The 15,558-nt window shown below is 40.9% G+C and carries 12 protein-coding genes; 4 read left to right on the top strand and 8 right to left on the bottom strand.

The features are described from left to right. Nucleotides 1-3,147 (bottom strand): Rib/alpha-like domain-containing protein (locus tag HMPREF9707_RS09125; RefSeq protein WP_006701999.1); only part of this gene is annotated, 3,147 nt, incomplete at its 3' end. Between the two features lie 402 nt (nt 3,148-3,549). Here HMPREF9707_RS09125 and HMPREF9707_RS06985 point away from each other — a divergent pair. Beyond that, nucleotides 3,550-5,022: a M protein trans-acting positive regulator PRD domain-containing protein gene (locus HMPREF9707_RS06985; RefSeq protein WP_232217680.1), complete on the top strand. Its 1,473-nt coding sequence runs from the start codon at nt 3,550-3,552 to the stop codon at nt 5,020-5,022. 69 nt (nt 5,023-5,091) lie between these two features. Beyond that, nucleotides 5,092-6,612: a helix-turn-helix domain-containing protein gene (locus HMPREF9707_RS06980; protein WP_006701997.1), complete on the top strand. Its 1,521-nt coding sequence runs from the start codon at nt 5,092-5,094 to the stop codon at nt 6,610-6,612. A 69-nt stretch (nt 6,613-6,681) separates the two neighbouring features. On the opposite strand, the gene HMPREF9707_RS06975 is transcribed toward HMPREF9707_RS06980, so the two are convergent. The 3 genes from HMPREF9707_RS06975 to HMPREF9707_RS06970 form a co-directional block, all read right to left on the bottom strand. Further along, nucleotides 6,682-8,871 (bottom strand): PTS transporter subunit IIABC, encoded by a 2,190-nt coding sequence (locus tag HMPREF9707_RS06975; protein ID WP_006701996.1) that lies wholly within the window; start codon nt 8,869-8,871, stop codon nt 6,682-6,684. A gap of 205 nt (nt 8,872-9,076) precedes the next feature. Next, nucleotides 9,077-9,202 carry a hypothetical protein gene (locus HMPREF9707_RS09270; protein WP_269556267.1) on the bottom strand — a complete coding sequence of 42 codons (126 nt, stop codon included), beginning with the start codon at nt 9,200-9,202 and terminating at the stop codon, nt 9,077-9,079. Nucleotides 9,203-9,963: 761 nt separating this feature from the next. After that, nucleotides 9,964-11,097 carry a hypothetical protein gene (locus tag HMPREF9707_RS06970; protein WP_006701995.1) on the bottom strand — a complete coding sequence of 378 codons (1,134 nt, stop codon included), beginning with the start codon at nt 11,095-11,097 and terminating at the stop codon, nt 9,964-9,966. 331 nt (nt 11,098-11,428) lie between these two features. Between HMPREF9707_RS06970 and HMPREF9707_RS09245 the strand changes: the two genes are divergently transcribed. Beyond that, nucleotides 11,429-11,647, top strand: coding sequence for a type II toxin-antitoxin system prevent-host-death family antitoxin (locus HMPREF9707_RS09245; protein WP_051007511.1), 219 nt, complete (start codon nt 11,429-11,431; stop codon nt 11,645-11,647). Continuing rightward, entirely contained in the window at nt 11,640-11,954 is a 315-nt protein-coding gene (locus tag HMPREF9707_RS06960) for a type II toxin-antitoxin system RelE/ParE family toxin (protein WP_006701993.1), read from the top strand. The genes HMPREF9707_RS09245 and HMPREF9707_RS06960 overlap by 8 nt, the downstream gene beginning before the upstream one ends. Nucleotides 11,955-12,367: 413 nt before the next feature. Here the strand turns inward: HMPREF9707_RS06960 and HMPREF9707_RS06955 are convergent, their stop codons facing one another. The 4 genes from HMPREF9707_RS06955 to HMPREF9707_RS06940 all read right to left on the bottom strand — a co-directional run bounded on the left by HMPREF9707_RS06955 (nt 12,368) and on the right by HMPREF9707_RS06940 (nt 15,403). Further along, nucleotides 12,368-13,276, bottom strand: coding sequence for an alpha/beta hydrolase (locus tag HMPREF9707_RS06955; RefSeq protein WP_006701992.1), 909 nt, complete (start codon nt 13,274-13,276; stop codon nt 12,368-12,370). 93 nt (nt 13,277-13,369) lie between these two features. Next, nucleotides 13,370-14,014: an HAD family hydrolase gene (locus HMPREF9707_RS06950; protein WP_006701991.1), complete on the bottom strand. Its 645-nt coding sequence runs from the start codon at nt 14,012-14,014 to the stop codon at nt 13,370-13,372. Between the two features lie 8 nt (nt 14,015-14,022). Continuing rightward, nucleotides 14,023-14,913 carry a nucleoside hydrolase gene (locus HMPREF9707_RS06945; protein ID WP_006701990.1) on the bottom strand — a complete coding sequence of 297 codons (891 nt, stop codon included), beginning with the start codon at nt 14,911-14,913 and terminating at the stop codon, nt 14,023-14,025. 121 nt (nt 14,914-15,034) lie between these two features. After that, a complete protein-coding gene (locus HMPREF9707_RS06940) occupies nt 15,035-15,403 on the bottom strand; it encodes a DUF3021 family protein (protein WP_006701989.1) in 369 nt (122 codons plus the stop codon). Nucleotides 15,404-15,558 lie beyond the last annotated feature (155 nt).

The raw sequence follows: 15,558 nt of genomic DNA, 5'->3' as shown, positions 1-15,558 counted from the left end.
ATCTGGAATGCCATCACCATCATCGTCTGGATCTGTTACGTCTGGTTCACCATCACCATCAGTATCTCTTTGGACTGTGATTGTGAATGTCACATCTTCAGCTTTGTTTCCAGCTTCGTCTTCTGCTTTTACTGTTACGGTAAAGTCTCTTGTTTCTTCTTCTTTACCCCAATCGTCTACTGTTGGTGTTCCTGTGATTTTTCCTGTCGCTTTATCATAAGTTACACCGTCTGGTAGTCCATCTACTGTTACTACTGCGTTTTCATCGTCAGTTTCTACAGTGATTTCTTCTATTGGTTGTTTTTCTATAACAGTTGTATCGTCAATTGGTGTGATTACTGGTGCTGTTGTGTCTTTTACAGTAACTTTTACCTTTACTTTATCTTCTGATCCGTCTGGATAAGTTACGGTTACATCGACGTCATATTCACCTATAGTCTTGCCATCTGGTAGTTGGGTTGGATCATCTACTTTGATTTCTGGTTGCTTTTCAGCATCTGCTGGGTAGTCAGGTACTGTTACTGCACCCTTTACTTCATCTTCTGTTGTAGCTGTTCCTTTTTCTTTTTCGATTGGAGTTACTTTTGGATCATATTTCTCATTATCTTTTCTGTCATCAGTAACAATAATTTTTGTAGCAACACGTTCGCTTGTGCCATCTTCATAAGTTACGATAACAGCGTTATCGAAAGTACCTTCTTTGCTTACATCTGGAGTTTTTTCCCAGTGGTATGATTTAACCTTATCTGATGCATCATTATCTTGGCTGTCTGTTACTTTTTCAATACCTTCTTTAGCATCAGGTACTGTACCTACTTGAGTAGTTACATTCTTAGCTACTGGAGTATACTTATCTGAGTCTGATGGAACTTCTGGAATATTAACATCATCATCAATATCATCAGCAATGCCGTCAGCATCAACGTCTACTACTCTAATGTGCCCACTTGAAACAGTACCTGGGATTAGTTCTTCCTTACTGTTTACCATGTATCCACTAATATAGTAGTTTGAATCCTTACCATCGTTATCACCTAATATTTTATTTAGATCAACACCTTTTTTAAAGTTAGCAACTAATCTAATTGCTCCTGCTTGTGTTGTACCATCTGCGAAATTGAGCTGTTGTGAACCGAAATCTATAGGGGCGTTTTTGATTGTGAAATATCCTTCGCCTGCTTTTAAGTCTTTATATAGATAAGATGACTTCTCAGCTGCACCCTTTGTTGTATCAAACCATGCTGCTGGCCCCTTACTTCCTCTTATACCTGTTTGAGGGTTGCCATCTGGCCCTGCAGTGTATTGAGATTGGATATTTTCGCCATTATTGAATCGCATTTCATATTCTACCCAACCTTCACGTTGATATCCTGCTAGACCGCTTTTAGAATTAGCAAAATATTGGGAGTGTTCATTTTCCGCCTTGAATTCTTTTGAATTGTAACCACCGATTAGACTTCCATCCATGTAGTATGCTTTAACAGAGTCGATATAAGGAAGTAATCTTGGGTCAACTTGGAACTTATATGCAAATTCTCTGTTTTGCATATTTCTGTAGCTATTTAGGGTACCACCATCTGAGTTTTTGTTTAAGAAGTGATCGAAAGCTATTCCACCGTTTTCACCTGCATCAGGTTGGTAAGTTGTTGTACCGTGTGAACCCGAGAACCAGTTTCTATTATTTGTAGCTGTTGCCTCAGGATGTTCTTCTGACTTATCTCTTCCTACTTTTATTGTTCCATCTGCAATCGATTGATTTTGAATCACCATGTTTTCATCAGCAATAAAGAATCTGTAGATTAAGTCCCCATTTTCTACATTAGGAACTTCTTTATCTATAATGTCTTTTAATGACTTCTTGAAGATAATCTTGTTACTATTATTAGTTTGTGTAACTTCTGGAGCATCACCTCGGAAAATAGTTTTTCTTCCTGGTTCTTTATTTTCTGGCTCAGCGAGCATAGAGAAAGCTTTTCTCTTCCAAGTGTTAGTTAATTCACCTCTTGAATTTCTTACTCTTTCCCATACATAGTTATATGTACCGTTACCATTACGGCTTCCTTCAATCCTGTCAACATATTTAGCAAGTCTGTCATCAAGCTCTAGGTATCCGTCCATTTTATCTCTACCTGATGCAGTGATACCTCCACCAAATATAGTAGACATTTCCATTCCTAGTTCATTTTGATCTCTAGATTCTTGAGATTCTAGTGAACCCATTTTAAAGCCAACGTTAAGTTGACCATTTGATGTGGTTTTAGCCTTTTTCTCATCAGAATAGAAGTTGCCTGAATATCTCTCTCCATCAATTTCATAAGAATTTGATACATTGATTGGCGCCTTAATAATTTCAGTTGTGCCATCTGGATAAGTTACTTTGATTTCTGCTAAGATATCTCCTACGCCATCAAAAATTGTATTGTCTACCCATTCAAACTTAGTACCTTCTGGTAGTTTTGCTAAGTTATCTTTATCGATAGCTTCTTTTGCATCTCCTACAGTACCTTTTGTGTAGTTAACTCTTGTCTTGCTAGCTGAAGCCTTGTAAGTTTCGTTGTTAGCAGCTGCTCCGACAGCTTCTTTTTCCTCTTCTTCGCTTAGTTCAAGCTCTGGTTCTGTTTCTGCACTACGTGTTTGAATTGGCTGATTGCGTTCAACAATCTTTTGTGTAATGAACGCCTCGACAGCAGTAACACCTTCTGTTTGCGCTTCAACTTCGAGTGCGATAATTTCTTCTTCAGTGAAGCCTGCGTGTCTAAGTTGCGCTTTTTGTGCTTCAGTGAATTGAATGCCTTTATCTTCCTCAGATTGTCCTACAGTTTCCCCCATGTTCTCTGCAGTCGTTTCGTCTTGTGGTTCTTCCACATCAGATTCGTCTGTTAAAACAGTGACAGGTTCACCAGTAGGATTGATATCTGCTCCTTCTGCTCCTTCTTCACCTGTTTCTGTTCCCGATGCTGTGAATTCTTGTGCTGTTGCACCTTCAGCTAATGCTTCTTCTGCACTTGCAATCGTACCGCCTGCGAATAATAATCCGGCAGAGATTGCAACAGATGCAACGCCGAACGTTAGACGCTTAATTGCGTACTTATAGACTTTGTTCGATTGTTTTTCTCGTAATAACTTTTTATTGTTCTTACCTACCAAAACAATTACCTCCTATAAATAAGTTTGATGGAATCATGATACAGCAAGTCAGCAGCGCGTTTGTCTCATATTTTTCAAATTTCGGACATTTTTTGGGAAAGTTCGTGTTATAACAATCAGTTCCCCTTATAAATCAACGTTTCTACCGTTTTTGATATGAGTCGTATTTCATTTCAATTTTGTGTTTTTAAAACATGTTTTTGAAACATCTGTTTGAAAACGTTGTCCTGTAAGGTATTTTTAAACATTTTGAAGCTACAATGGATAAATGTTATTTTTGTCCATTGCTTTGTATCTATATGGTATAATTATTATACAATTCACCATTTGATGAATAATTTTTCTCACATTTAACCAACTAATGATTTATTCAATCACTGAGGAGGGACGCACTTGCGCCAAATGCTCTCGGATACAACGCTTCGAAAATTGCACTTAATCGAGTACCTCGATTTATTAACCCATCCCATTGATGAAAGACAACTTGCCGAAGACTTAGCTGTATCACGCCGTACCTTGATGCATGATATCCAACAAATTAATAATGATTACGACTTTCTGATGATTTATAAGACGCATCAGGGGGTTTATTTGGAGTACGCTAATGGGGCAAACCTCCGATCTATCTATCGTTATCTATTAAAGAGTGAACCCGCCTTTAAGTTATTAGATTGGATTTTCCGTCATAAGGAGCCTTTAATCGAGCAGGCTGAAGGAGATCTTTTCACGAGTCAATCGACTATCTACCGACTGGTTAATAAGCTCAATGAGCAACTAGATAAGTACCATATCAGTATCAAGTATCCTAACTTGGCCTTTGAAGGTAAGGAAGTTGATATACGGTTCTTCTTTGCACAATTCTATTCGGAGATATCGGGTTACAATGAGTGGCCCTTTCAAAGAATTGATATCGACGCACTTAAAGAATTCCTTATCTCCTCTTATTCCATCGCAGGGGCTCAATTGAATTATCCGACACTTCGGTTCTTATTATTCTCGCTCAGCGTGAATATTGTCCGTTTGCGCCAAGGTCATAGAATTTTTGTCGAAACAAATGCTTTCGATATCGTATACCAGGAATTTCTGAAGATGCCCGATCAAGTTGATCGAATGCAAGAACTCGCCCAACAACTCGGTTTTGAATTGACCTTGAATAATATTAAGCAATTGTTTATCGCCTATGCGAAAGAAGCCTTCGAGTTACCAAGCATTAAAGAGACAATTAATGAGACTGCAATTGAATCCGTACGCCAATCTACCGAATATTTAGCACAAATTATCCATCAACTCTCAGATAAGTACCATGTTCCTATTGAGGATGTCGCTGAATTGGCCGGTTATTTGCATAATACGGCTCACTTATTTAAGTGGGAGACAGAGACGTTTAATATCTTGTATCCTTACTTACCGAACTTTATTGATAGAGCATATTACTACATTGGTGACTTTGTCACAGAGGCTCAACAAAGCTTACATGACTATATTGAAGCCATGGAACTCGATTCCAGTGAGATGATGCATAACTTGTTAGTATATGACCTGATTACCCACTGGCCTAACTTAATCAAATACCTATATACCAATCAGCTGAGACATATCCACTGTGCCGTGATTAGTGACGATGATATTCATCACGCAGCTTTTATCGTCGATGTACTGAATATGAATAAGCGCCCTTATGTTCATTACCATATCTATAGAGAGCGCGAGATTGATTCCTACACGTTAGATAATAGTCCTTACGATGTCATCATTACGACTTTCCCGATTCCACCCTTGCAATATAAGCCAGTCTGCTCGATTCATCGCTTCCCAACTGAGAAAGACTTGCAGTTGATTGACCAGACAATCTATAGTTTGATGAATATTAAGTAAGATTATTTTGATTTGTTATTTGAAGTAGTTTATTTTTATCTATACAGACCCTAGAAAGGACGTGAGTCAATGTTTGCCAATTTAATGAGTCATAAACAAATAAGACAGTTAGAATTAATTGACTACGTCTTAAATCATCCACAAGTGTTCGTAAGTTTTGCCGATTTGAAGAAGGAATTTGACATTTCAGATCGTGTCTTAAGACGAGATATTAAGGAGATTCTAGATTTATGTAAGAATCAACTTGAAATCAATATAATCCAAGAACTCGTCTCAATTCAGTTCAAGCGAATTGCTAATTACAATGAAGTTTTTCGGATGTTTGCGCGAGATTCGATTGCTTTTAAACTATTCGATGATATTATTTTCCAGCGATTCGATGACGTAACCCACTTATTCGACCAATACTATATTAGCCGTTCGACGGGATATCGTTATTTGAATACGTTGAATGAGTTTTTCGCTTCACAAGGAATACAAGTCGAAATCAATACCAACCCACTAACGTTAACGGGCAATGAGATAGATGTACGAGCATTGATCCCAAATTTCTTAACGATGTATTATCATGTGGATGAATGTCCTTTCCAAATGTTCAGCTTGCCTCTGATTCACCGTATATTCCAGGCTATCGCGTCACGCTTCACTTATGTCGGAATTTTTTCGAATAATCGTTCATTTTACTATCAGATCGCCAGTAATTTAGACCGCACCCTTCGAGGGCATTTAGTCCAGTCGGATCAATGGCAACTTGATCAGTCTTATTGGGGATTCAGTGAGCATACGCAAGATTACCCCACAGACCTAATTCATGTCTTAGAAGAAGTCGGCTTAGAGCCAACCAATGATACGATTGAACAACTATTAGTCGGTATCTGTAATAATCAAGTCATAGTTAACGCAACGCATTTGAATCTTAGAATGGAACAAGATGAAGCTTTCGGCTACCAAGTGATTGACTTCTACAATCAATTGGATCATATTGCTCAGAAGTACAATATTCAACACTTAACATTACGAGAGAAGAACTTAGTGGCAGTGATTGGTTATAATTTGATGGCCGTTTATGTAATGCCACCTAATATCTTTACAATGAACCAACGACATGCGGAAGGGAATTCCTTGGATGTGTTCGACGAGCTAAATCCTGCCTTCTTCAACGATGTGAAAGATATCATGCATCAATTCTTACGCCATTTCGGTGCTGATACAAAGATGAACGAAACGAGTTCGATTTTATTTTATGTGATATCCTATTGGCCGGATTTGGTAATGCAACTGAGTAAACACCGAGTGGAGCCCAATATTTTAATCTTCTTGGAGAACTCGGCAGCTGGACAACAGTTTCGTCATTTCTTACAATCAACCAGTCTGCATCAAGCCCATATCCATGTGGTAAGTAACCCCGTTGAATGCAGTGAGTTTGCGACAAGAGATTGGGATATTGTGATTTCCGACCACGAACTACCGCAAATGAGAACCCGTTACTTTATTGGGGTAGATACTTTATTACCAACGAATGAACATATTGACAAAGTAAACCGTTTGGTTAAGCAATTGCGCTTTCCACATGAATTGAATCGTAAATAAAATGAAAGAACCCCCCAAATCCAATGCTGGATTTGGGGGTATTGTATGTTAATGACGCTGCGAGAGTTTTTATTTTACAGTAATAATTAAGTCTTCGGTGGCAATCGATTGAGCAGGAACCGGTGTGACTTCACTAAATTCATTGGCATTCGTAATAACAACCGGTGTGACGGTTGAGTACCCTGCGTCTTTAATCTTTTGCGCATCGAATGAGATCAGTTTTTGACCTTTAGTAACGCGAGCGCCTTGCTCAACAAAGGTCTCAAAGCCTTCACCTGCGAGGTTGACGGTATCCAATCCGATATGGATTAACACTTCCACACCAGCGTCTGATTTTAAGCCGATGGCATGTTTGGTGCCGAAAATCATGACAACCTCTCCGTCAAATGGTGCCACTACTTCTTCCGCAGTTGGTTCAATGGCTACACCTTGACCTAACGCACCACTGGCAAAGGCTGGGTCTGGTGTATCTGCCAAGTTCATCAATTGACCGGTTAGTGGCGAAAAGATGTCTTGGGTTGTATGTTCGGATGTTTGAGTAGTGCCTTCAGTCGTTGTAGTTGGCGCTGGTGTTTCAACTTCAGCTTCCGTTGCTACTGTCGCTACAGAGGTTGGCTCTGAGTTCACAGATTGACTCAAGCTATCACGATGACGTTTAATATAGTGTTCTAAGTCGGTCGCAATACCGCCGACTTGTGTTCCGTAGATAACTTGAACGGATTTGCCGGATTGGGTTACCCCAGCCGCACCGGTACGGCGTAGCACAGCTTGATCCACTTTATCAGCTTCTTTAACCGTTACGCGTAGACGCGTTGCACAGTTTGAGAATTCTTCTAAGTTATTGTATCCGCCGAGACCTTCAAGGATTTGCGCAGAACGTTGTTCTTCAGGTGAAAGGTTAGCGCCAGTTTTCGCATCCTCGCCAATGCCATGTGCTTCACGGTACTCATCTTTAGTACGTAGGCGAGTTGCCTCGTCGTCCGCTTCACGGCCTGGTGTTTTTAGGTCCCATTTCACAATCGCCCAGCGGAAGATAACGTAATAGAGTGCTCCCCAGATGATTGAGTAAACTAATAAGATAATCCAATTGGTGCGTGCGTTACCTGGTAACATTCCGTATAGGAAGAAGTCCAAGAACCCTGCTGAGAAGGTGAAGCCAACACCAATTTTTAGGAATTGAACAATAATAACCGATAGACCGGCAAGCACCGCGTTCACTCCATAGTATAGGAACGGTGATGCGAATAAGATTGAGAATTCGATCGGTTCAGTAATCCCAGTAATAAAAGAGGTCAGTGATGACGATAATAGTAACCCTTTCACATCGTCTTTACGATCTTCGCGCGCTGTATGGTACATTGCTAGCGCTGCTGCTGGGAAACCGAATAACATCATCGGGAAGGCAAATGAGAAATATTTCGCTGCAGCTGGTGCGATTGCGTCGCCTGCTTGCAATTGCGCAAAGACAATATTTTGCGCTCCGTTGACCACTTGTCCGGCCACTTCCATCGAACCACCCATCGCAGTTTGCCAGAACGGTAAGTAGAAGACGTGGTGTAAGCCAAATGGAATTAAAGCACGGTAGACATAACCGTAGAAGAACGAACCGATGGCGCCAGATCCGGCAATCGTCTCACCGAGCCAAGCGATGCCCATTCCCACGTATGGCCAAACAAAGGCTAAGATAAAGCCCAGTACCAATCCAGCTACACTCGAGATAATCGGAACAAAATGTGTCCCAGCAAAGAACGATAGCGCATCGGTGAAGCGCACGTCGTAGTATTTGTTATGTAAGTAAGCTACAGTCAGCCCGATAATAATCCCACCGAACACTCCCATGTTCAATGTATCATCCATCCCGAGCACTGAACCTACGAGTCCGTTAATCCCACGCAATTCTTCGATATTCCCGAAGTGTGCGATCGAGCTCGTTAACGAGCGATACATCACTAAGAATCCGACAACAGCTGAGAGCCCTGCTACTTCTTTACGCTCTTTAGCAAATCCCATCGCTACGGAAATCGCAAAAAGCAGTGACAAGTTACCGAAGATGATGCCTCCGACATCCGTTAAAATAGATAGGACACCGTTTAAGAACGTTCCGTCCCCTAGAATCGATTCAAGACCATATTGCGCGACAAATGCGTCACCTGTTATGGTGGCACCGATTCCCAAGAACAAGCCCGCAACGGGCAGTAACGCGATCGGCAACATAAATGTCCGACCGAGTCGTTGCATTAAACTAAAAAATTTATCCACTAATATTCTCCCTTCTCTTAATGAGTTTTATTGAAATACGTATATTAGATGCGCTGTGCGAGGATAGCTCGTCCAGCGTTAGCAGTGTAAATTTGGTTGCTTGCCCACTCTCCTTTAATAATCAGCATGGCTCCCAAGTGGGAGCCATACTCATTCGTAGTCGTAGCGATGATTCAAGTAAACTGTGACCTGTAGCTGCAAAAATTTAATAATAAGTCCCGTCCCTATAGGCAGGGGCTGCGCCTATACAGGGATTCAAGCCACAGTAATCAGCAAGCATCGCACTTTTTTGTGTTAGTTGATGTTCAGCTCGCTCTATTGCTCGATTCATCACTACCTACTCCGATTATACCAAATTCAAAGGCAAAGCAGAACTTTTCTCTGCAACTATTTGTTAATTTTTTATCAAATAAGTGTATCTTCTGAAATAGTTTGGTGAAACACGGGTCGTGGAGCAGTTGGGAGGCATCTTCATAGATGTTGTACACGGAGATTACGAGAACGAGCACCCGATTCTCGTATTCTCAGACGGAAGTTGCGAGAACCAACACGCCATTCTCGTATTCTCAGACAGAAGTTGCGAGAACCGACAGCCCATTCTCGTATTCTCAGACAAAAAACGAGAACCCGACATAGGTTCTCATTTCTCTTTTCAGGTTTCTACACAAACAGTTTCTATTCTGATGATTTTCCCCGATTTTCTTTACATTAGAAACTTATTGTGATAGTTCCGCCAAAATTTCTACAGATCAAGCAGTTTTTCTGATAATTCCTCAGTAATTATTCCTTCTTTTCGAACTATCGAGAATTCCTCAGTAGTTGCTCCATCTCTAATTCTTCTTTAAAAATATTATTAAGTTACAATGAAATTTTGTCCGAACTACCACCAAATAAACCAGTCGTCATTTTCCTGATAATCCAAACGCTTTGACAATTTGCAAAAAACTATGGACCTGGCTTTGTTAAAAGAACAGACTGTATCGTAAACATACTTCTTGAATCACGAAAAGCTATACGAGACAAGTAATAGTTTTTCTTCTATCAAATAACAGAGCTCGTTAACCTACCAATCAACAAGCTCACTGCAATCTTTTATTCCCCTTTAAAAGTAACACCATTTTCTCTTAATTTCTTCACTGTACCTTTTCCAATGCCATCAATCGCTAGGACTTCGCGCTCACCTTTAGCTTGGAAGTCCTCTAAAGTCCGCAGCCCTTCTAATAATAGTGGACGAACATATTGGCTAGAAATATTAGTAAAGATTCCAGTTCCAGCCAATTCATACGCTTCTGCGTAGGAATTAAGCCAATTTACTTGCTGCGCATAATATTGATCAAAATATTCCGGATTGGTTTGCTTTAGTATTTTTTGGAAAGTCCAATACAAATATTCGGAATGCTGAAACAAACTCAACACCTCAGCAAAAGCAATCGCAAGTGACCTTTCTGAATTGGGTTGATAATATTCATCTGGTAAAAAAGAATAGACAAGAAAACTGTCAAATTCTTGTTCGATGAAAAATCGAGTGATTGTCGGATTAATCTTTAATAACTTCTTAATAATCCGTTCAGCATATTGAATATCTTCATCGAGAATCAAACTGACTGCCATGTAGAACAACATTTGATCGTCTTCTTGATGCATGGGCTCTTTTTTGAAAAAACTCCGAGCTTTTTTATGCTGGAAGGATAGTACATAAGTCCCCATCAAACTATAACGGGCTCCCAAATTATCATTAGGATTATTACGTAACAATTCTTTTGCTGTATTCTCAGCCTTTCCTAAAAGATATTCTTGCTTATAGAAGTCTAACAAAAATTTACGGGCACGAAAATAAGGCCGATTCTCAATTCCCGCATAAGAAGAATCTTTAATTGATTGACGATGGGTTTTAAAGTATTCAGCCGTCTTTTCTTCGATGTACGGAATGGCTTCCATCTCACCGTAGCGCTCAAGGCATAAAGCACAATAGATATCCAAGTTGTGAGGGTCCAACTGATTTGCCTCTTCTAATAATGCTAAGCGCTCGTCAGCATCTTCATAATCTAATGCCATTTCTAACAAATCCAAAGCTCTACTCGCGTCATCATCAGGTTCATCAATCAAACCAGCATTAAATTGAGTCACATAATAATTAATTGCCTCATCAACGTTCTCAAATTCATCCTCATGTTGGTCTAGAAAAACTTGTAACTGTCTAAAAAAAGCTTCTGTTTCGCGTGACATAAAATCTTTCCTTTCTCAGTCTTAAATACTAATAAGTTTCTACTTTTAAACCGATATTACTTATTAGCGCACTTAATTCTTATATTTTCATTTATTATCCAACTGGCTAAAGTATACCAAATTAAGAGATGCAGAACTATGGCATACTGTTAAACATAGTCCGATTTCTCTAGAGTTGTGGAAATATGTTCCATAGCTATAGATTCAGCTTAACTCTTATATTTAAAATCTTTCTCCGTTTTACTAATCTCATGCCGAGGTTATGAGAACGGAGCACACATTCTCGTAGTTTTTCACATCGTCTGCATTGTATATCTAAAGAAATAATGGTATTTCCAATTTTTGTAATAAAACCAATTCGCCCGTGTTTATTACCAAAAATGGTCGTGGAGATTTGGCGGTAATGAGTATCCAAGCCTATGAACGGTTAATCGGAAAACATGAACTTTATTCTTTATTAAAAGCCAGTGAGCAGGATGTTAGTACCAGTCGAACCAAGCCACTCAAAGACGTCATGAACGATTTAAGAGAAGAGTTGACAAATGAATGAGTATCGCATTGAAGTTTCCGAATCAGCGCAAAATGATTTAAGAGAGATTGTTCGCTATATTCAAACGGATTTGACTTCTCCGGGAACAGCTGAGCATTTTCTTGATGGTATTGAAAAAATGCTCGAGCAATTAGCATTTATGCCTCAAAAATTCCAATACGTTAGAGATGACTACTTAGCTAGCAAGGAGTATCGCTATACGCGTTATAAAAGTTATCTTATCTTCTATACAGTTGATGACAATCACCATTTTGTGTATATCCATCGGATTCTAAACTCATCAAGACAATGGGAATATCTAATCTAGCGACACTCTCAATCCGAGAGTGTTTTTTGATGGAACGATAATCTGGATTTTGAAAAGTTTAATGATTTACTGTACGGTCAGAATATTGTCAAAAATGATGATTTTGTAGGCAGTTCTCCTGTTACGGAACTAACTTTATGAGAATGAACAGTTTGTTCTACTAATCTTGGACGAAAAATAGTAGAACCGCAACGCCGTTCTACTAATCTCGGGCGAAAGTTAGGAGAACCAGGACGCCGTTCTACTAATCTCAAGCGAAAGTTGCGAGAACCAACACGCCATTCTCGTATTCTCAGACGAAAGTTACGACAACCGACACTCGATTCTCGTATTCTCAGAACAAAGTTACTCCGAACTACCTTGAAGCGACTTGATTCAAGCAGCCTTCCTATACCGACCCAACCCCCTGCCAATCACTTCCCAATGGACTGGAGGAAGTCTGCGATGATAGCTTGATAAGCAGGGAGCCCCAAAATCAAACGGCTACCAGCATGAACAGCATTTGGAACTTCTTGATAACGGGTATAGGCTGGCGTCCTATCTGCCATGGCGATACTGTGGTGGGGTAAGATCAAGGTGTCGCGACTGCCATGAATGAAGAGAATTGGACACTGGTTGTCTGCCATCGCCTTGATGGGTCGCGTATCACCTAAGCGAAAGCCATACAAGATCCAGGTTACTAGGCTAATACCTGGTAGGATGATTTTCGAATAGTAACGTCCATACGCTTCCAAGATCAATTGGCGTAAGTCCGCAAAACCACAATCCGCTACCACAAAGTCCAACTTCGGTTGGTAGGCTAGAACGGATAAGGAAGTCGCTGACCCCATCGACTCCCCATGTAAGCCGAGTTCAATGGAAGCTCCATAACGCTTATAACAATCCTCAATAATGGCGAGTAAGTCCTTCCCCTCTAAGTAACCGAGAGAGACGGCGGTAACAGGATTCTCTCCATGTCCCCGAGCATCATAGATGATACAATGATAGCCCAGCGCACGATAGACTGGGACATATTTGGCTGCGCCTAGACGGTTAGAAGTATATCCGTGGGAAATAATCACATAGCGCCTAGAAGGTTGATCTGCTAGAATCCGTTCGACCTTCAAGGGATACCCTTTCCATCCTTTGACCTGGTAGCTTTCACGTGGTAATTGGTCAAAGTCAAGCCACATCTGCTTGTCTTCTTCATATTGGCGTTCTTGGTCTAAAGTGACCGTCTTAGGAAAAGCGAGCATCCGCGCAAAATAATAGGAAAAACCTAAATAAATGATCACCGCTAAGATAAGAATTCCCACTATCCCCCAAGTAAATACTTGCCACATTTGTACCTTTCACCCTTTCAAATTACTGCCACACAATCCCCAGCCGCTGCTTTTCAAGAAACTTGTTTGTTATGAATTTCCTATTTATTTTCCCTATTGATCGAAGATCTGCAAGAGTTCGGTAGGTTGCTTAATTATATAATCAGCCTTCACAGCTTGAAGTTCTGCTTGACTGCCATAGCCATACAGAACCCCAACCGTTGTCAGACTCAGCTGATTGCCAGATAAGACGTCAAACTTACGGTCCCCCACCATCACGACCTGGTCCGAAGCTGGATTCCCCAATGCTTGCAAGACATAACGGATCACATCCAGCTTGTGTGAGCGGACCCCGTCAAAGGTCGCACCCCCTATATAATCAAAGTAATCGGTTAATTGGTAATGTGCTAGAATCCGTTCAGCGAAGACTTCTGGTTTAGAAGTCGCTAAAGCGATCATCTTCCCCTGGCTCTTCAATTGGTCTAAGACCGTCTTGATTCCTGGATAGACCGTATTTTCGAATAGACCAGTGACCCCATAATACTCACGGTAATAGTCAACCGCCTCGTGGGCTTGCGTCTCATTCAAATTGAAAAAATCCATAAAAGAGTCCAGTAAAGGTGGCCCAATAAAGGGATAGAGCTGACGACGGTCTTCCACTTCGATACCAAAGTGCTTCAAGGCATATTGAACACCACTAGTAATACCGACTCCCGGATCCACAAGGGTGCCGTCCAAATCAAATAAATAATACTGCATAAAATCTCTCACTTTCTCATCAAGTCTAAAATAGCTTTAGCATTAACTGTTCGGGTCCAGTGAACTGAGGACCCTACTTGCTTATCTTGTAGAATCGCAGCTTGTTCATCAACTGTCAAGTTAAGCACCACTTGTTCAAAAGCTGAAGGGTGAATCAAATAAGCAGCTGCCATGAGGTCAAAGAGCTTAATAACTTGCGGCAGTTGTCCCCCATGTAGGTCAAGCAAGAAAGGTTGGACGAGGGGACCAATTGCTTGCCAGACTGGCCATTCCCTGACCGTATCCATCTCAAAGGACACTTGCTTACCGACCTCTAAAGGAATAATCGTTTTGGCACATTCGAGTGACATCACTTTGCGGGTTGCTTGAGGATCAAAACCAAAATTAAATTCCACCCGGTCACCGTAATTACCTGGTCCCAGACAGCCACCCATCATTATGATTTGATCAAGCTTATCGATTAAGTCGGGGGCCTGATCCATCATGTACTGCACATTCGTCAAAGGACCCAAGGTCAGTAAGGTTATTGGACCTTGGCTCGTTCTCAGAAGATGAATGAGTTGATTAAGTGACCCCGTTTCAACCGGTGACTCTTCCTGGTCGAAGAAGCCAGGTCGACTTCGATCAGTTACTGAACTAGTGCCCAACTGGCCTTGGCTTTTCAAGCCAGAATGGCTTGAAATCATGTAGCGGCTCTCCCGGTCTAATCCCTTGAAGATTGGCGCCTTAAGATCCAAGCGGTGGGCAATGTTGACCAAATTTTGACTGACAATCGGCAAGCATGTATTTCCCCCGACTGCTGATAGAGCCACAATTTCCCACGAGGAAGAGGCTGCTACTAGGGCAATCGCCACCGCATCATCCAGTCCAGGATCCGTATCAATCCACACCTGTCGCATAATGAGACCTCCTTATTCAATCTATTCATGCAAACCTACAAAAAGGCCAAGTTCTCACTCAGCCTTGTCTATGTCGATAGTTTCGCCTATATATCGCGTCTTCTTCCTTTATATTCGAATCTTAGTGCTTAATAAAAGTATTATAGAGGTAAAAACCTGCGATAATAGCAAGCCCCACCAGATAAAAAATTCCTAGGACAATGAGAGCGTCTAACCAGGTCTTCACTCTAAACCAGCCGGATACAAGGAGGAGTGGATAGACCGTGACCAACATGGCAAGATGATGGACAATCAGTTGCTTAGTGAAGGACCACCCTTCGATTTCATAGAGGACAGACGCTGCTGCAACTACTGTCATAATCAAGCCTGCAACGAAGACACCCTTCACTTCTTGGGGCGCTTTGCCTTGATTTTTCATTAGGAGCGAAATTGCGGTCATTACAATCAATGGCCCAATCCCACGAATAAATGCCTGCATCAAATACTTCATCGTAATTCCTCCTTTATTCATAGCCTATCATTGACCCATCTCCAAGAGCTTTTTCTTCCTCTTTATTTTATCAAAAAAACAAGATGGATGTAAATTGTTAACGCTATTCGACGAGACCACGCCCTGCCTAAGAAACTCAAAAAAAAGCCCCAGAG

The organism is Falseniella ignava CCUG 37419 (assembly GCF_000301055.1).
GTDB lineage: Bacteria > Bacillota > Bacilli > Lactobacillales > Aerococcaceae > Falseniella > Falseniella ignava.
Note: the sequence above shows the minus strand (reverse complement) of the source record. Positions and strands in the feature narration are given on the sequence as shown.

Excerpts from the sequence above, each read along its gene's own strand:
- HMPREF9707_RS06985 (WP_232217680.1), top strand. The coding sequence starts at position 3,550 with ATGCTCTCGGATACAACGCTTCGAAAATTGCACTTAATCGAGTACCTC.
- HMPREF9707_RS06980 (WP_006701997.1), top strand. The coding sequence starts at position 5,092 with ATGTTTGCCAATTTAATGAGTCATAAACAAATAAGACAGTTAGAATTA.
- HMPREF9707_RS09270 (WP_269556267.1), bottom strand. The coding sequence starts at position 9,202 with ATGAATCGAGCAATAGAGCGAGCTGAACATCAACTAACACAAAAAAGT.
- HMPREF9707_RS06970 (WP_006701995.1), bottom strand. The coding sequence starts at position 11,097 with ATGTCACGCGAAACAGAAGCTTTTTTTAGACAGTTACAAGTTTTTCTA.
- HMPREF9707_RS06960 (WP_006701993.1), top strand. The coding sequence starts at position 11,640 with ATGAATGAGTATCGCATTGAAGTTTCCGAATCAGCGCAAAATGATTTA.
- HMPREF9707_RS06955 (WP_006701992.1), bottom strand. The coding sequence starts at position 13,276 with ATGTGGCAAGTATTTACTTGGGGGATAGTGGGAATTCTTATCTTAGCG.
- HMPREF9707_RS06950 (WP_006701991.1), bottom strand. The coding sequence starts at position 14,014 with ATGCAGTATTATTTATTTGATTTGGACGGCACCCTTGTGGATCCGGGA.
- HMPREF9707_RS06945 (WP_006701990.1), bottom strand. The coding sequence starts at position 14,913 with ATGCGACAGGTGTGGATTGATACGGATCCTGGACTGGATGATGCGGTG.
- HMPREF9707_RS06940 (WP_006701989.1), bottom strand. The coding sequence starts at position 15,403 with ATGAAGTATTTGATGCAGGCATTTATTCGTGGGATTGGGCCATTGATT.